Below are 14,976 nucleotides of genomic sequence, written 5' to 3' on the forward strand. Positions count from 1 at the left end.
TCCCCGGGGCTGCGCCCGCCGGGGGGGTTGTCGGTGGGCTCCCGGGCCCCGCCCCCGCCGGGGGGGGCCGCACGGGAACGTTCCCGTGCGGCCCCCGCGTCGTTGTGCCCGGGAGAACGACGACACAGCAGGGGGTGCGCAGCCATGAAGCGAGTGGTGCTGGAGCGTTTTCCGGCCGGAAGTCCGTGGGGAAGCTGGCCGGCCGAGGAGTACGCCGCCCAGCGCAAGCACGAGGGGATCGCGGCCGAGGTCGTCATGGACCTCGCCAGCGACGCGTTCCTCGTCGTGGTCAGGCAGCGGGAGGCGCGTTCCGGACACTGAGCGGCCCGCCCGCGGATCCGGGGGCGCCGCGCCCCTTGGACTCGCGGGCCCGCTGTCCCACACTGACCCGATGACGCAGCGTGTGGAACTCGCGACCGTGATGGACCGGCTGGCGATCGACGACGTGGTGACCGGGTACGCGGTGGCCGTGGACGACGGCGACTGGGCGGCGTACCGGGCCCTGTTCACCGCGGCGGGGCGGGTGGACTACAGCTCGGCGGGCGGGATCGAGGGGCCGGTCCAGGAGGTCGCGGCGTGGCTGGAGGAGACGATGCGGCTCTTCCCCGTGCGCCAGCACCTGATCGTCAACCGGCGGATCGACCTGGAGACCCTGGACGGCTCGGCCGGTGACCGCGCCGAAGTGAAGGCGGACTTCCTGAATCCGATGCGGTTGGCCGGGGAAGGATCCGATCCCGGCAGCACCGCGCCGAACTTCGTGGCCGCCGGGCGCTACACCTTCGTGCTCGCCCGCACCCGCGACGGGTGGCGCCTGACCGGCGTCACGGTGCACGAGAAGTGGCGCCACCTGTCCGCCTGATACGGCTGCCCGCCTGTCCACCCGGGACCGGCGGCCGCACACTGGAAGCGGAGGCGCGCCATGCTGACCGACCGGCCCCGGTGGTGGCACGCGCCGGCCGCCGTACCGGCCGGGGCACTGCCCGCACTGTCCTTCCCCGCGCCCGCGCTCTGGTGGTTCGCGTACGTGGCCCTGGTGCCCTGGATGCTGTTGCTGCGCGCGGCGCCGACCGGGCGGCGGGCCGCCCTGGTGGGGTGGCTCGGGGGCGCCGGCTTCATCCTGGCCGTCCACCACTGGCTGCTGCCCAGCCTGCACGTGTTCCTCTTCCCGCTGGCCGCGCTGCTCGGCGTGCTGTGGATCCCCTGGGGGCTGCTGGTCCGGCGGCTGCTCGGCGGAGCCGTGGCCGCGGGGCGGGCGAGCGCCGCGCTGGTCCTCGTACCGGCGGGCTGGTTGCTGTCGGAGCTGCTGCGGTCGTGGCAGGGGCTCGGCGGGCCGTGGGGGCTGCTCGGGGCGAGCCAGTGGCAGGTGGCGCCGGCGCTGCGGCTGGCCTCCGTGGGCGGGGTGTGGCTGCTCAGCCTGCTGATCGTCGCGGTGAACTGCGCGCTGGTGCTGCTGGTCGCGGCGCCCGCCGCGCGGATCCCGGCGGCGGCCGGGGTGAGCGGGTGCGCGCTGCTCACCGGCGCGGTGTGGCTGTGGCTGCCCGGGCCGACGCCCGCCGGTCAGCTGCGGGTGGCCGTCGTGCAGATCGGCCCGCAGGGGGCCGCCGCGGGCGTCGAGCAGCGGTTCGCCACCGGCGAGCGGCTGACCCGCCAACTGGTCGGGCGGCGCCTCGACCTGGTGGTGTGGGGCGAGAGCAGCGTCGGCGCCGACCTGACCGCGCGGCCCGACCTGGCCCGGCGGCTCGCGGACCTGTCGGCGCGGGTCGGGGCGCCCCTGCTGGTCAATGTGGACGCGCGGCGCACCGCCGACGGGAGCGGCAGCCCGCCCGGCATCTACAAGAGCGCGGTGCTGGTGGGTCCGCGGGGGCCGACCGGCGAGCGCTACGACAAGATGCGGCTGGTCCCCTTCGGCGAGTACGTACCGGCGCGGTCGCTGCTCGGCTGGGCGACCTCGGCGGGCAAGGCCGCCACGGAGAACCGGCGTCCGGGCAGCGCCCCGGTGGTGATGGAGCTGCCCGGCCCGACCGCGGGGGCGGCGGGGGTCCGGATCGGGCCGCTGGTCTGCTTCGAGTCGGCGTTCCCCGACATGAGCCGCCACCTCACCCGCGAGGGCGCCGCCCTGCTGGTCGACCAGTCCTCGACCGCCACCTTCCAGGGCAGTTGGGCCCCGGCGCAGCACGCCTCGCTGGGGGCGCTGCGCGCCGCCGAGAACGGCCGGCCGACGGTGCACGCCACCTTGACCGGCATCAGCGAGGTGCACGGCCCGTCGGGCGAGCCCGTCGGCCCGCCGCTGCCGGGCTCCGCCTCCGCGGCGCAGGTGTACGAGGTGCCGCTGGCCCGGGGCACCACCCTCTACGTGCGCTTCGGCGACTGGCCGGTGGCCGCGGCCCTCGGCGCGCTGGCGGTGTACTGCGCGGGCGAGGGCGTGCGCGCGGTGCGCGGCGGCGCGCTCAGGAGGCCTGTTCCAGAGCCGAGCTGACCACGCGCTCGCACAGCTCGTGGGTGAGCAGGGCGTCGCGGGCGCTGAGCGTCCGGCCCGCCGCGACGGCTTCCAGGAAGGCGTCCACGACCTGTTCGATGCCGCGCTGGCGGGCGACCGGCACCCAGTCCCCGCGCCGCCGCGTGGTGGGCTGGCCCTTGTGGTCGATGATCTCCGCCAGATTGACCACCTGCCGCTTGGTGTCCTGTCCGGAGACCTCCAGGACCTCCTCGGTGGAGCCGGAGAGGCGGTTCATGATGCCGAGCGCGGTGAAACCGGCGCCGGAGAGCTGGAGCACCACCTGGTGCATGAGGCCCTCGCGGACCACGGCCCGTACGTCGACGTGGTCGGCCTCGCCCGGCAGCAGGAAGCGCAGGGTGTCCACGACGTGGATGAAGTCGTCCAGGACCAGGGTGCGGGGGTCCTCGGGCAGGCCGACCCGGTTCTTCTGCATCAGGATCAGCTCGCGCGGGTGGTCGGCGCACTGCACGTAGCCGGGCGCGTGCCGGCGGTTGAAGCCGACCGCCAGGGAGACGCCGCGCTCCTCGGCGAGCTCGACCAGGTGCCGGGAGGCGGCCAACTCGTAGGCGAGCGGCTTGTCCACGTACGTCGCGACCCCGGCCTCCAGGAGCCGCGCCACGATCTCGGGGTGGACGGCGGTCGGGGCGTGCACGAAGGCGGCGTCGAGGCCCTGCGCGAGCAGGTCGTCGAGGTCGGTGTGGCGGCGCTCCGCCGGGACGTGGTGCAGGGCGCCGATCCGGTCCAAGGTGGCCGGCGTGCGGGTCTGCAGGTGGAGTTCGACCTCCGGGCGCGCGGTGAGGACGGGCAGGTACGCCTTCTGGGCGATGTCACCGAGTCCGATGCATCCGACCTTCACGGGGTTCCTCCTCGTTCGTTCCGTCCAGTACCGCCCGCAGCTTAATACCTGGTGGGAGGGGCCCCCGTCGGCCAGTATCGGATCATGAGCACTCCTACGACCGACCGCACCGAACCGTCCACCACCGCCAACGAGCGGGACATGCTGGACGGGTGGCTCGACTTCCACCGGGCCACCCTGGCCTGGAAGTGCGCGGGCCTGACCGACGAGCAGTTGCGGCGGACCCCGCTGGAGCCGTCCGGACTGAGCCTGCTGGGGCTCGTACGCCACATGTCGGAGGTGGAGCGGTACTGGTTCCGCGAGATCACCCTGGGCGAGGACCTGGAGGACCTCTACTGCACCGAGGAGGACCCGGACGCCGAGTTCCACCTCACCGAGGAGGACACCTGGGACGAGGCCGAGCAGATCTGGCGCGAGGAGATCGAGCGCGCGCGGCAGGCGGTGGCGGGCCGTTCGCTGGACGAGGTGTCGATCGGGCGCAGCAGCCGCAGCGGCGAACACTTCAACCTGCGCTGGGTCTACACCCACATGATCGAGGAGTACGCGCGCCACAACGGGCACGCCGACCTGTTGCGGGAGCACATCGACGGGGCGACGGGCGAGTGACAAGGCGGCGCGGCCGAGTGGCAACCGGCCAGTAGCTGTCACCCGTGCGGGGTGAATATGGCCCGCGGGTTTTCGCAACCGGGTGTTCACACAGCAGAGTTGCGCGGGTGCATCCAACCCGAACCACGACAAAACTGCTCCTCGGAGTCGCCTGTGCGGTCTCGGCCGTTTCCGGCTGCGTGAGCGTGAGCCCCCACGCGCCGCAGCCCGCCGGGGCCGCGTCCGCCGAGCCGCCGCCCCCGCACCGGCAGCACGATCCGCACGGCGGCCCGGGGGCCGCGCCGGTGGTCGTCATGGCCCCCGCCCTGGAGGCGCTCAAGGCCGTCCCGGCCGGGCGCGGGCAGCCGCAGACCACCTCGGGCGGCGGCGCGGCGCAGCGGAGCGCCCCGGGCGGTGCGGCCCGGCCGGAGCCGGGGCCCGCGGACGCGGCGCCCCCGGTGCCGGACATTCCGGAGCCGGTCCGGCCGCCGTCGGGGCCCGCCGTGCGCCACCACGGGCGCGGGCACGGGCACGGCGGCGCGGAGCAGGGGCCGCAGGCGGAGTTGGAGCGGCAGCTGATGCCCGCCCTGCCGGTGCGGCCCGCCGACGTGTGCGCGCTGGGCCGCAGGCACGGCGGCTGGCAGCCGGACAGTCCGGAGGCCAGGATCTGTGGGGGCGTCCACGGCGGTTGATCCGCCGCGGGAGCTACTGCTGGCCGGGGAAGGGGGTGGCGCGGGGATCCGCGTCCGGTCCCGTCCCCAGGCGCAGTTCGAGCCGCGAGATGGCCGCCCGTACGCCGTCCCCGTACCCGTCGTCGGCGAGCGCGCCGGTGGCCGCCCTGGCCCGGGCCAGGTGGATCCGGGCCGCCTCGGGGCGGCTCAGCTTGACGTAGTCGGCCGCCAGGTTCAGGTGCAGGGACGGGTAGAAGACCCGCACGGCCGCGTGCGGCTGCGGCAGGGGCAGGGTGATGGGCTCCTGCCGCAGTCCGTCGGCGGCGTTCAGCGCCCGCAGGTCCCAGGCGAGTTCGTCGGCCGGGTCGTCCTGGGCGTCGGCCATGTAGTGCGCGAGGGTGCAGCGGTGGAGGGCGGGGCCCTCCTCGCCGATCTCGTTCCAGATGTCACCGAGACGATTGCGCGCCTCTTCCCGGTCTCCGGCGTGCAGCAGGATGATGGCCTGGCCGATCCTGGTCATGACGGCGTCCTCCGACGCCTCCTGCTGCTGCTCGGTCAATGCGGCCTCCGGCTTCCTCGTCGGACCCGCGGCGGTCCGATCATCCAGAAGCTAGCCGGATCGGGCCGCAATGGCGCCGAGGCGCGGTCGGACGTCAGCCCAGGTTCGGGATCCGCCAGTCGATCGGCTCATGGCCCTGGGCGGCGACGGCCTCGTCGATCTGCGTGAAGGGGCGGGAGCCGAAGAACTTCTTCGCCGACAGCGGCGAGGGGTGGGCGCCCTTGACGACCACGTGGCGCTCCTCGTCGATCAGCGGGAGCTTCTTCTGCGCGTAGGCCCCCCACAGGACGAAGACGGCCGGGTCGGGCCGGGCGGCGACCGCGCGGATCACCGCGTCGGTGAACTTCTCCCAGCCCTTGCCCTTGTGCGAGTTGGGCTCCGCCTCGCGGACGGTCAGCACCGCGTTGAGCAGCAGGACGCCCTGCTCGGCCCACGGCATCAGGTAGCCGTTGTCCGGGACGGGCAGGCCCAGCTCCTCCTTCATCTCCTTGTAGATGTTGCGCAGGGAGGGCGGGGTCCGCACGCCGGGCTGTACCGAGAAGCACAGCCCGTGGCCCTGGCCGGCGCCGTGGTAGGGGTCCTGGCCGAGGACCAGCACCTTCACCTGGTCGAAGGGCGTGGCCTCCAGTGCCGCGAAGACCTGCTCGCGCGGCGGGTAGACCGGTCCGTCGGCCCGCTCCTTCTCCACGAACTCCAGGAGTTCGCTGAAGTAGGGCTTGTCCAGTTCCTCACCGAGGACGGGCAGCCAGGACTCGGGCAGCAGCTGGGTCACGTCGACAACCTCCGGTACGCGTTCGTGCAACTGCTCCAGAACCTACCGGCACCCACTGACAACGGACCCGGCCGCCCCGTTCCCCCGCTACCAGCTGGTCTTGCGGGACAGTTCCCACATCTGCATGGCGGTCTGCGGGTCCAGCGCCCGCTCCCCGCCGGCGATGTCGTCGCGCGCGGCGACGTACAGCTTGCCCTGCCACAGCGGCAGCAGCCGGACGTCCTCGGAGAAGATCTGCTGCGCCCGCTCGAACTCGCGCGTGACCGCCGAGCGGTCGCTCTCGCGCCGGGACTTGGGGAGCAGGTCGGTGAGGATCTCGGGGTTCTCGTAGGGGGTGCCGACCGCGTTCTCCTTGCCGACGAACGGCGCGATGAAGTTGTCGGGGTCCGGGAAGTCGGGGAACCAGCCGCGGCCGAAGACCGGGTACTCGCCGCCCTTGTAGCCCTCCTGGAACTCCTTCCAGGGCTTGCCGCGCAGGGTGATGTTGAAGAGTCCGCTCGCGTCCAGCTGGCGCTTGAGCTCGGCGAACTCCGGCGCGGTGGAGGAGCCGTAGCGGTCGGTGGTGTACCAGAAGGTGAGCGGCACCGGCGTCGCGATGTCCGCCTTCTGGAGGAGCTTCTTGGCCTTGTCGACGTCCGGCTGGCCGAAGCGGTCGTAGAAGGGCGTCTTGTGGCCCACGACGCCCTTGGGGACCATCGAGTACAGCGGCTCCGCGGTGCCCTGGTAGACCTTGGCGACGAGCGCTCCGCGGTCGACGACCTGGGCGATGGCCTCGCGGACGGGGAGCTTGGCGACCGCCGGGTCCTTCGGGTTGAAGACCAGGTAGCGGATCTCGGCGCCGACGTTGTCGACGACCTGGATGCCCGCGGCGTGCGAGGCGGGGCTCTGCAGGTCCTTGATCTCGTCCGCGGAGAGGCCGCGGTAGGTCGCGTCGATCTCCTTGTCCTTGAGCGCCGCGACCATCTTCTTGGAGTCCGGGAAGTAGCGGATGGTCACGCCGTTGTTCTTGCTCTGCGCGAAGCCCTGGTAGTTGCCGTAGCTCGTCAGGACCGCCTCGGAGCCCTCCTTGTAGGAGTCGAGGACGTAGGGCCCGGAGCCGGTGACCTTGCCGTCCTTGCGGACCTTGTCGGCCGGGTACTCGTTGGGGGCCACGAGCGAGGCGGCGGGCGAGCCGAGCACGAAGGGGAAGGTCGCGTCGGGGGTCTTCAGCTGGAAGACGACCGTCAGCGGGTCCGGGGTCTCGATGCGGTCGAGGCTGCCGAAGAGGTCCTTGGGGCCGACCTTGGAACCGATCTTGCGGATCCGGTCGAGGGAGTGCTTGACGGCCTTGGAGTCGAGCGCCTCGCCATCGGAGAACTTCAGGCCCTTGCGCAGGGTGCAGCGGTAGGCCTCGTTGGCGGAGTCGGTGAACTCGCAGCTCTGCGCGGCGTCGGGCTGCGGTTTGGTACTTCCCGTGGGAAATGCCAGGAGTGTCTGATAAACGTTCCGGTAAAGCTCCCATGAGCCGTCCCAGGCCGCCGCTGGATCAAGGGTGCTCGGCGCGCTCGTCGTACCCACGACGATTCTTTTTGTCTGATCTGCGCTCGAATCCGAAATCAGCCCGCAGCCGGCGAGCAGGGATATGGACGCAAGGGCCGCAGTGATCTGCAAGCATCTGGTCCGGTTGAACACGTGCACGCTCCTCGATCGGCCAGGGGTGCGGCAGACCCTACCGCAGCGCCCCACGGATCCAATAAGGAGGTTCCGTGGGGCACTTGACCGGTTCCGTGCATATTCGATATGCATTTACCACCCGGCTGGGAGCACAACCGTCCGGTTATCGGTCAGCCGACTCCGGCATTCAGAAAAATTCCTCCGTCGACGACCAGAGTCTGCCCGGTAATCCATTCCGCTTGAGCCGAGGTGAGGAATGCGGCGGCGCCGCCGATGTCCGAGGGCACGCCGAGCCGACCGAGCGGATAGGCCGCCGCCGCCTCCTGCTCGCGCCCCTCGTAGAGGGCCTGCGCGAACTTCGTCTTGACCACCGCCGGAGCGATGGCGTTCACCCGGACCCCGGGGGCCATCTCGTGGGCGAGCTGGAGGGTCAGGTTGATCATCGCGGCCTTGCTCATCCCGTACGCCCCGATGAAGGGCGAGGCGGAGACGCCCGCGATGGAGGCGATGTTCACGATCGCGCCGCCGTTGTCCTTCTGCCAGGCGTGCCAGGTCCGCTGGGCGAAGCCGAGCGCCGAGATCACGTTCGTCTCGAAGACCTTGCGGGCGACCCCGAGGTCCAGGTCCGCGATCGGTCCGAAGACCGGATTGGTGCCCGCGTTGTTCACGAGGAAGTCGACCCGGCCGAACGCCTCCATCGCGCGCTCGACGGCGACCGCCTGGTGCTCCTCGTCGTGCGCCTTGCCCGCGACCCCGATCACCCGGTCGGCGCCGAGCCGCTCGACGGCCTCCTTGAGGGTGTCCTCGTTGCGGCCGGTGATGCAGACCCGGTCGCCGCGGGCGACCAGGGCCTCCGCGACGCCGTAGCCGATGCCCCGGCTGGCTCCGGTGATCAGCGCGACCTTGCCGCTGTCGATGCCGTTGTACGTCATGACGTGCGCCCTGCCTCTCGTCAGTTGAGGGGGCCGCCGGCCACGTACATGACCTGGCCCGAGACGAAGCCCGCGGCCTCGCCGGTGAAGAAGGCGATCGCGTTGGCGATGTCCTCGGGACGACCGACGCGCTGCACGGGGATCTGGGTGGCGGCGGCGGCCTGGAACTCCTCGAAGCCCATGCCGATGCGGGCGGCCGTCTGCGCGGTCATCTCGGTGACGATGAACCCGGGGGCCACGGCGTTGGCCGTGACGCCGAACTTGCCGAGCTCGAAGGCCAGCGTCTTGGTGAAGCCCTGCAGGCCCGCCTTGGCCGCCGCGTAGTTGGCCTGGCCGCGGTTGCCCAGGGCCGAGCTGCTGGAGAGGTTGACGATGCGGCCGAACTTGGCCTCCACCATGTACTTCTGACAGGCGCGGGACATCAGGAACGCACCGCGCAGGTGCACGTTCATGACGGTGTCCCAGTCGGTGTCGCTCATCTTGAAGAGCAGGTTGTCGCGGAGCACGCCCGCGTTGTTGACCAGGACGGTCGGCGCGCCGAGCGTGCTCGCGACCCGCTCCACCGCCGCCTCCACCTGGGCGCTGTCCGACACGTCGCAGCCGATCGCGACGGCCTTGCCGCCGGCGGCGGTGATCGCCTCGACGGTGTCCTTGCAGGAGTCCTCGTCGAGGTCGAGGACGGCGACGGCGCGGCCCTCCGCGGCCAGGCGCACGGCGGTGGCCGCGCCGATGCCCCGGGCCGCCCCGGTGACGATGGCGACGCGCTGCTCGGTGGTGGACATGCTGGTTCTCCTCGCGCTGGGGATGCCCTGTCGGCGGCGCCCCCCTGGGTGAGCAACCGCTTAGTAGCTTCGGCTGAAGAGACGCTAGGAGCCCCGGCACCCGGTGTCAACGCCACCGGGCGCCGGGGCTCCCGGCGCCGTGACCGGAAACCCACCGGCCGCGGTCAGCGCACCAGCAGCTCCAGCAGCCGGGCCAGCTCGGCCTCCGGGTCGGCCGTCAGCCCGGTGTGCACCGGCCCGGGCTGCACGACGGTGCTGCGCGGGGCGATGAGCCAGCGGAAGCGCCGCCCGGCGTCGTCGCCCGCGGCCTGCCCGGCGGCGTCCCCGCCCGCGCACACGCCCGCGACCCCGCGCAGGGCGGCCCGCACCCCGGCCACGTCGGCCTCCGGGTCCAGGGCGAGGAGCTTCGCCTCGTCCAGGTGGACGCGCGCGGCGACGTACGAGTGCGCCCGGCAGTAGAGGACGACCCCGGCGTTGAAGCACTCCCCGCGCTCCATCCGGGGCACCACGCGCACCAGCGCGTATTCGAACACGTACCGCTCGGTCACCGGCTGTCGCTCTTCTTGTCGTGGGGCTGGGGGGCGAGGCGTTCGGCGAGCCAGCCGGGCGGCCCGCTGCGCACCTTCACCTCGGCCTCCATGGTGATCCGCTCGTGGATCGTCGCGGCGCGCGGCAGCAGGGCGTCCACGTAGGCGCGGCGCACGGCGTCGGTGGACTCGAAGCCCGGCTCGTCGACCAGCCACTCGTCCGGGACGTCGGCCGCGACCTCGGTGAGCAGCTCCCGCGTGACGAGGGGGGCCAGCTCGGCGGCGGCGGCCGCGATGTCCGGGCCGACCGGGGCCAGGACGTGGTCGGAGGCGTTGTACGGCTTGGCCGCCGCGGCGGCCGCGGTCGGCCAGTTGTGGTGCCAGATCATCGTGGCGCCGTGGTCGATGAGCCACAGGTCCCCGTGCCAGACCAGCATGTTCGGGTTGCGCCAGGACCGGTCGACGTTGTTGATCAGGGCGTCGAACCAGACGACGCGGCCCGCCTCGGCCGGATCCACCTGGTAGGCCAGCGGGTCGAAGCCGATCGACCCGGGCAGGTAGTCCATCCCGAGGTTGAGTCCACCGCTGGCCTTGAGCAGCTCCTGGACCTCCTGGTCGGGCTCGCCGAGCCCGATGACGGGGTCGAGCTGCATCTGCACCAGCGGCGGGACGCGCAGCCCCAGCCGCTGGGCCAGGCGCCCGCAGACGACCTCGGCGACCAGGGTCTTGCGGCCCTGGCCGGCTCCGGTGAACTTCATGACGTATGTGCCGAGATCGTCGGCCTCGACGATCCCCGGCAGCGAGCCGCCCTCACGCAGGGGCGTGACGTAGCGGGTCGCGATCACTTCTGTGAGCATTTCCCCAGGCTAGCGGGCCGGCGCGGGCCAGGATCCGAGGATTTCCCCGCAGGTCGTCCCAGCCCGGAGGCCGCACTTGGTGCCGTGACATGTACGGGGTAGGTTTCGCTGCGACATAACGACGGCAGGACGGAAGCCCGGTGAGAATCCGGCACGGTCGCGCCACTGTGTAGCCGCTCACCTCCGCCTCTTCGCGGTCGGTGTCGGCGAGTCAGACCCGAGGGCCGTCGTCCTTAGCTCCACCACATCGGGACGCGTGTTCCCCAGGAGGTCCTGCCGCCATGGCTCAGTCCACCCTTTCCGCCCCCGTCACCACCACTGGTGGCGACGCTCCCCTGCCGGTCCGCGCCGTACTCCCCTGGGCCGTCTTCGTAGGCCTCCTCATGGTCGTGGCGCTGTACTTCGTCGGCGCCGAACAGGGTGCCACCGCCGTCTTCGCCGGTGAGGGCGTGCACGAGTGGGTACACGACGGCCGTCACCTCCTCGGCTTCCCCTGCCACTGAATCAGGAGGACGTCGATCCCATGCACGCAGCAACTGTCAGACGCCTCCTCGTCCGCGGCATGATCGCGGGCCTCGTCGCGGGCGTCCTCGCCTTCGCCTTCGCCTACGTGATCGGGGAGCCGTCCGTACGGTCGTCGATCGCCCTGGAGCAGGCCGAACCCGCCGCACCGGCCGCACCGGCCGCCGGGCACCAGCACGGTGGCGGCCCCGCCGCCGCTCCCGCGGCCCCGGCCGAGGAGGAGGAAGAACTGGTCAGCCGACCGGTGCAGTCCACCTTCGGCCTGGCCACGGGCGTACTCGTCTACGGCGTGGCCCTCGGCGGCATAGCCTCGCTGGCCTTCAGCCTGGCGCTCGGCCGACTCGGGAAGTTCAGCGCGCGGGCGACCGCCGCCCTCACCGCGGCCGGGGTGTTCACCACCGTCTACCTGGTGCCGTTCCTCAAGTACCCCGCGACGCCGCCGGCCGTCGGCAACCCCGACACCATCGGCGAGCGCACCACGCTGTTCTTCCTGATGATCCTGCTGAGCGTCCTCCTCGGGCTCGGAGCGGTGATCGCCGGACGTCGGCTCGCGCCGCGCCTGGGCAACTGGAACGCCTCCGTGGTCGCGGGACTCGGCTTCGCCGCGGCCGTGGCACTCGCCTTCGTCTTCCTGCCGTCGAACGGCGACGCGGTCCGGGAGACCTTCCCCGCGGCGCTGCTCTGGGAATTCCGGCTGGCGTCGCTCACGGTCCAGGTCGTGCTGTGGACCACGTTCGCGCTCGTCTTCGGAGCCCTCGCCACCCGGGTCCTGCAGGCCCGGGACGGTTCCTCCGAAGCCGCCGCTGCCTCCGAGCGGCTGTCCGCGTCGGCGGTCTGATCCCACCCTTCGGAAGGGGCCCTCGGCACGGACCGAGGGCCCCTTCCGGCATGTCGGGGGCCGGTGCGCCCGCGGGATCCGTGCCCGGGGGCCTGGTGCGGGCGCTCCGCGGCCGCCGGGATACGCTGCCAAGCGCCCCGGACCCCCGCACCACCCGCGGGCCGCCCCGACGGATCCTCCTGGAGAGTGCGACCCGCATGTCCGCCACCCCCTCGTCACGGCCGCCGTCGCCGACGCACGGGGTGCTGCGGGGCCTGCGCGCCGGTGCGCTCGCCGCACTGTGCGTCCTGCTGCCGCTCGCGGGCCACCTGCTGGCGCGGGGACACGCGCCCCGCTGGGTCGTACTGCTGGGGATGGCGGCGGTGACGGTGCCCGCCGCGGTGTTCCTGACCCGGCGCCGGCTCTCCGACACCCAGCTCGTCGCGGCGCTCGCCTGCGCCCAACTGGCCTACCACGCGGCCTACTCGGTACCCGGCGCCTGCGCCGCGGCGGCCGAGGCGGGCCGCGGACCGACGGCCCTGCTCGAACACGCGTCGGCGTCCGGCATCCCGCCCGAGGTCTTCCTCGCGGGACACGGGGTCATGCTGGTCGTCGCCGCGCAGTTGTTCGGCCTGAGCGAGCTGCTGCTGTGGCGCGGCAGGCCGGTCCTGGAGGCACTGGCCCGGCTGCTGTCGTTCGTCTGGCCCCGGCCCCACACCGGCACCGGGCCGAAGACGGACCCGCGTGCGCGGCAGAGCGACGAGATGCCGCCCTCCGCCCTGGTGGCACGGGCCCACGCGGGCCGGGCGCCGCCCCGGTCCCGGCGTGCCGCGCTGTGGCACGCCCTTCTCCCGCTGACCGGGCCGACGCCCGGCGGAGGACTCCGCCTGCCCTGACGATCGGGTGGGGGACGGGGCCGTTCGCGGACGTCGGCGTCCTCGCCCCGGCTGGTCCGGGGAACACAGAGAGACCCCGTCCTCATGAAGCTCAAGAAGAACCTGTTCGCCGTCGCCGTCATCCTGGCGACCCTCGCCGCGGCCCTCGCCACCTTCCTCCTGCTGAGGCCGGAGGATTCCGCATCCGCGGCGGCGTCCCCACCGGCGCCGGGCGACGCGCGCGCCGTGCGCGCCGACAGCCACCGCCTCACCGGTCCGCGGCAGAGCGAGCTGACCGTGACGGAGTTCCTCGACTTCGAGTGCGAGGCCTGCGGCGCGGTGCAACCGACGGTCGAGAGGCTGCGCCAGGAGTACGGCGACCGCGTCACCTTCGTCGTCCGCTACTTCCCCATGCCCGGCCACCGCAACAGCCGCACGGCCGCGGTGGCCGTGGAGGCCGCGGCGCGGCAGGACAGGTTCGAGGACATGTACCGCACGATGTTCGCCACCCAGAAGGAGTGGGGCGAGTCGAAGGACTCCCGGGCCCACGTCTTCCGTTCCTACGCCGAGCGGCTCGGCCTCGACATGTTGCGGTACGACGCGGCGGTCGCGGACCCGGCCACCGAGGACCGGGTCCGTGCGGACCAGCGCGACGGCATGGGGCTGGCCGTCCAGGGCACGCCCACGTTCTTCCTGGACGCCGAGCGCGTCCGGACCCCGCCCACGTACGAGGCGTTCAAGGCGCTCATCGACGAACGGCTCGCCCGATGACAGCACCGGACGGGCGCCCGCCGCGACGCGCGGCCGCGACCACGACCACGACCCGCGCTCCGGTTCCGCCCTCTCCCACCGACGGCGCCTCGGCGCCTTCCCGCCCCTGTGACCCGCCCCGCCGACTCCCCGAGGAACGCCCCATGACCTCCCCCGCACCGCTCGCCTACGACGAGCGGCTGACCGCACCCCGCGCCTGGTGGCTCATCGCCGTCGGCGTGGGCCTCGCCATGGCCCTCATCGTCCTGCCGTTGGGCGGGCTCGCCGCACTCGGCGGGTTCGCCGCGGGGACGCTGATCGCCTGCATGTGGGTCAGCGCCCAGGGATCGTCCCGCATCCGGGTCACCCACGACTCCCTCGTCGCCGACCAGGCCCGGATCCCGCTCGCCGCACTCGGCCGCGCCGAAGTCCTCGAAGGCGAGGAGGCGCGCGCCTGGCGCACCTACAAGGCCGATCTGCGCGCCCACGAGCTGATGCGGAGCTTCATCACCACCGCGGTCCGGATCGAGAACACCGACCCGGACGACCCGACCCCCTACCTCTTCCTCTCCACTCGGACCCCGCAGACCCTCGCCGACGCCCTCAACAGCGCCCCGACGCCGTGAGTCCGGATCTCGTCCTGCCCACCCGCGATCCGGAGGAGGAGATTCACTCCAACCGGTGAAACCGCCGCCGCGTCGCGAGCCTCGGATCGCGGCCGCCGCACCCCCCGGCCCGCCCCTGGTGGCACGGTGACGACGGGACGGCGACCGGCCGGAAGCGGGCTCCGCCGCCGGGCGCGACACACACGCACCGGATCGACACGCAGGGTAGCGTGCCGGTCACTGTGTGGAATCCGCTGTCGTCCCGTGCCCGTCGCCGCAACGGCGGCTGGGTGGCCGTCCTCGTGACGGCCGCCCTGGTCGCGCTGTTCTTCAGCGTGTGCGACAGCGGCGGCCACCACCGGTCCCCTGTCCCCACCGCGGCGACCACCGCGGCGAGCGCCGCGGCCGCCCCCGCGGCGCTCGATCCCGCCGGCGGCTGCCCGGACGGGGACCGCCCGTGCGTGCGCGGCGACGAGCACTCGGCGGTCCAACTGCCGCAGCGCCGCACCGCCGACCCGGCGTCCGAGCTCCCGCCCTCCCCCGTGGACTCCGTCGCCTTCCGTCCGCCCTTCGACGCCACCGGCAGGTCGACGGCCCCTTCCGCGGGGTCCGGGCGCGATCTGCTGTGCAGGGCGTGCGTCAGCAGGACCTGAGTCGGCCCGGACACCCCGGGCGGCCTTCCGTGCGCCGCGACCCGGGACGTCCCTCCGCGCCCG

General features: G+C 72.9%; 19 protein-coding genes and 1 riboswitch. Of the genes, 11 read left to right on the forward strand and 8 right to left on the reverse strand.

Going from position 1 to position 14,976, the window contains the following annotated elements:
- The first annotated feature begins 144 nt into the window (after positions 1–144).
- From ACFWAR_RS18530 to lnt, 3 genes are all read left to right on the forward strand, one after another.
- The gene (locus ACFWAR_RS18530) at positions 145–321 is read left to right on the forward strand and encodes a hypothetical protein (RefSeq protein WP_354381988.1); all 177 of its coding nucleotides are present in this window, start codon (positions 145–147) and stop codon (positions 319–321) included.
- Positions 322–391: 70 nt separating this feature from the next.
- Positions 392–859: a nuclear transport factor 2 family protein gene (locus tag ACFWAR_RS18535; protein ID WP_385778357.1), complete on the forward strand. Its 468-nt coding sequence runs from the start codon at positions 392–394 to the stop codon at positions 857–859.
- Between the two features lie 60 nt (positions 860–919).
- On the forward strand, positions 920–2,476 hold the full coding sequence (lnt, locus tag ACFWAR_RS18540; protein ID WP_385778359.1) for an apolipoprotein N-acyltransferase: 1,557 nt from the start codon (positions 920–922) through the stop codon (positions 2,474–2,476).
- Here the strand turns inward: lnt and ACFWAR_RS18545 are convergent.
- The gene (locus ACFWAR_RS18545) at positions 2,448–3,353 is read right to left on the reverse strand and encodes a Gfo/Idh/MocA family protein (protein ID WP_385778361.1); all 906 of its coding nucleotides are present in this window, start codon (positions 3,351–3,353) and stop codon (positions 2,448–2,450) included. The two genes, lnt and ACFWAR_RS18545, sit on opposite strands and share 29 nt — an antisense overlap.
- Before the next feature lie 84 nt (positions 3,354–3,437).
- On the opposite strand from ACFWAR_RS18545, the gene ACFWAR_RS18550 reads away from it, so the two are divergent.
- Together ACFWAR_RS18550 and ACFWAR_RS18555 are read left to right on the forward strand one after the other, a co-directional pair.
- Positions 3,438–3,959, forward strand: a complete 522-nt coding sequence (locus tag ACFWAR_RS18550) for a DinB family protein (RefSeq protein WP_385778363.1) — start codon at positions 3,438–3,440, stop codon at positions 3,957–3,959.
- Positions 3,960–4,138: 179 nt separating this feature from the next.
- Complete coding sequence (locus ACFWAR_RS18555) at positions 4,139–4,630, forward strand: hypothetical protein (RefSeq protein WP_385778365.1); 492 nt, start codon at positions 4,139–4,141, stop codon at positions 4,628–4,630.
- A gap of 13 nt (positions 4,631–4,643) precedes the next feature.
- Here the strand turns inward: ACFWAR_RS18555 and ACFWAR_RS18560 are convergent, their stop codons facing one another.
- The 7 genes from ACFWAR_RS18560 to ACFWAR_RS18590 form a co-directional block, all read right to left on the reverse strand.
- Positions 4,644–5,129 carry a hypothetical protein gene (locus tag ACFWAR_RS18560; protein ID WP_385778479.1) on the reverse strand — a complete coding sequence of 162 codons (486 nt, stop codon included), beginning with the start codon at positions 5,127–5,129 and terminating at the stop codon, positions 4,644–4,646.
- A 133-nt stretch (positions 5,130–5,262) separates the two neighbouring features.
- Positions 5,263–5,940 (reverse strand): uracil-DNA glycosylase, encoded by a 678-nt coding sequence (locus tag ACFWAR_RS18565; RefSeq protein WP_385778367.1) that lies wholly within the window; start codon positions 5,938–5,940, stop codon positions 5,263–5,265.
- Positions 5,941–6,027: 87 nt separating this feature from the next.
- Complete coding sequence (locus ACFWAR_RS18570; RefSeq protein ID WP_354381996.1) at positions 6,028–7,611, reverse strand: ABC transporter substrate-binding protein; 1,584 nt, start codon at positions 7,609–7,611, stop codon at positions 6,028–6,030.
- A gap of 152 nt (positions 7,612–7,763) precedes the next feature.
- Positions 7,764–8,525 (reverse strand): SDR family oxidoreductase, encoded by a 762-nt coding sequence (locus ACFWAR_RS18575; RefSeq protein WP_385778369.1) that lies wholly within the window; start codon positions 8,523–8,525, stop codon positions 7,764–7,766.
- Between the two features lie 20 nt (positions 8,526–8,545).
- A complete protein-coding gene (gene fabG / locus ACFWAR_RS18580; protein WP_385778371.1) occupies positions 8,546–9,307 on the reverse strand; it encodes a 3-oxoacyl-ACP reductase FabG in 762 nt (253 codons plus the stop codon).
- 164 nt (positions 9,308–9,471) lie between these two features.
- The gene (locus tag ACFWAR_RS18585) at positions 9,472–9,855 is read right to left on the reverse strand and encodes a DUF3037 domain-containing protein (protein WP_385778373.1); all 384 of its coding nucleotides are present in this window, start codon (positions 9,853–9,855) and stop codon (positions 9,472–9,474) included.
- Positions 9,852–10,691 carry a HipA family kinase gene (locus ACFWAR_RS18590; protein WP_385778375.1) on the reverse strand — a complete coding sequence of 280 codons (840 nt, stop codon included), beginning with the start codon at positions 10,689–10,691 and terminating at the stop codon, positions 9,852–9,854. Before ACFWAR_RS18590 ends, ACFWAR_RS18585 begins: the two co-directional genes overlap by 4 nt.
- 131 nt (positions 10,692–10,822) lie before the next feature.
- A riboswitch (cobalamin riboswitch) is annotated at positions 10,823–10,908 on the forward strand.
- Positions 10,909–10,972: 64 nt separating this feature from the next.
- Between ACFWAR_RS18590 and ACFWAR_RS18595 the strand changes: the two genes are divergently transcribed.
- From ACFWAR_RS18595 to ACFWAR_RS18620, 6 genes are all read left to right on the forward strand, one after another.
- Positions 10,973–11,194, forward strand: a complete 222-nt coding sequence (locus ACFWAR_RS18595) for a CbtB-domain containing protein (RefSeq protein WP_385778377.1) — start codon at positions 10,973–10,975, stop codon at positions 11,192–11,194.
- 20 nt (positions 11,195–11,214) lie between these two features.
- Positions 11,215–12,051, forward strand: coding sequence for a CbtA family protein (locus ACFWAR_RS18600; protein WP_385778379.1), 837 nt, complete (start codon positions 11,215–11,217; stop codon positions 12,049–12,051).
- A 197-nt stretch (positions 12,052–12,248) separates the two neighbouring features.
- Positions 12,249–12,926 (forward strand): hypothetical protein, encoded by a 678-nt coding sequence (locus ACFWAR_RS18605; RefSeq protein ID WP_385778381.1) that lies wholly within the window; start codon positions 12,249–12,251, stop codon positions 12,924–12,926.
- Positions 12,927–13,010: 84 nt separating this feature from the next.
- A complete protein-coding gene (locus ACFWAR_RS18610) occupies positions 13,011–13,676 on the forward strand; it encodes a DsbA family protein (protein WP_385778383.1) in 666 nt (221 codons plus the stop codon).
- Between the two features lie 143 nt (positions 13,677–13,819).
- A complete protein-coding gene (locus tag ACFWAR_RS18615) occupies positions 13,820–14,281 on the forward strand; it encodes a DUF3093 domain-containing protein (RefSeq protein ID WP_385778385.1) in 462 nt (153 codons plus the stop codon).
- Positions 14,282–14,490: 209 nt separating this feature from the next.
- Positions 14,491–14,913, forward strand: a complete 423-nt coding sequence (locus tag ACFWAR_RS18620) for a hypothetical protein (protein ID WP_385778387.1) — start codon at positions 14,491–14,493, stop codon at positions 14,911–14,913.
- Positions 14,914–14,976 lie beyond the last annotated feature (63 nt).

Source organism: Streptomyces sp. NPDC059917 (genome assembly GCF_042730635.1).
GTDB lineage: Bacteria > Actinomycetota > Actinomycetes > Streptomycetales > Streptomycetaceae > Streptomyces.

Excerpts from the sequence above, each read along its gene's own strand:
- ACFWAR_RS18530 (WP_354381988.1), top strand. The coding sequence starts at position 145 with ATGAAGCGAGTGGTGCTGGAGCGTTTTCCGGCCGGAAGTCCGTGGGGA.
- ACFWAR_RS18550 (WP_385778363.1), top strand. The coding sequence starts at position 3,438 with ATGAGCACTCCTACGACCGACCGCACCGAACCGTCCACCACCGCCAAC.
- ACFWAR_RS18610 (WP_385778383.1), top strand. The coding sequence starts at position 13,011 with ATGAAGCTCAAGAAGAACCTGTTCGCCGTCGCCGTCATCCTGGCGACC.
- ACFWAR_RS18560 (WP_385778479.1), bottom strand. The coding sequence starts at position 5,129 with ATGACCAGGATCGGCCAGGCCATCATCCTGCTGCACGCCGGAGACCGG.
- lnt (WP_385778359.1), top strand. The coding sequence starts at position 920 with ATGCTGACCGACCGGCCCCGGTGGTGGCACGCGCCGGCCGCCGTACCG.
- ACFWAR_RS18535 (WP_385778357.1), top strand. The coding sequence starts at position 392 with ATGACGCAGCGTGTGGAACTCGCGACCGTGATGGACCGGCTGGCGATC.
- ACFWAR_RS18590 (WP_385778375.1), bottom strand. The coding sequence starts at position 10,691 with ATGCTCACAGAAGTGATCGCGACCCGCTACGTCACGCCCCTGCGTGAG.
- ACFWAR_RS18615 (WP_385778385.1), top strand. The coding sequence starts at position 13,820 with ATGACCTCCCCCGCACCGCTCGCCTACGACGAGCGGCTGACCGCACCC.
- ACFWAR_RS18605 (WP_385778381.1), top strand. The coding sequence starts at position 12,249 with ATGTCCGCCACCCCCTCGTCACGGCCGCCGTCGCCGACGCACGGGGTG.
- ACFWAR_RS18595 (WP_385778377.1), top strand. The coding sequence starts at position 10,973 with ATGGCTCAGTCCACCCTTTCCGCCCCCGTCACCACCACTGGTGGCGAC.
- ACFWAR_RS18575 (WP_385778369.1), bottom strand. The coding sequence starts at position 8,525 with ATGACGTACAACGGCATCGACAGCGGCAAGGTCGCGCTGATCACCGGA.
- fabG (WP_385778371.1), bottom strand. The coding sequence starts at position 9,307 with ATGTCCACCACCGAGCAGCGCGTCGCCATCGTCACCGGGGCGGCCCGG.
- ACFWAR_RS18600 (WP_385778379.1), top strand. The coding sequence starts at position 11,215 with ATGCACGCAGCAACTGTCAGACGCCTCCTCGTCCGCGGCATGATCGCG.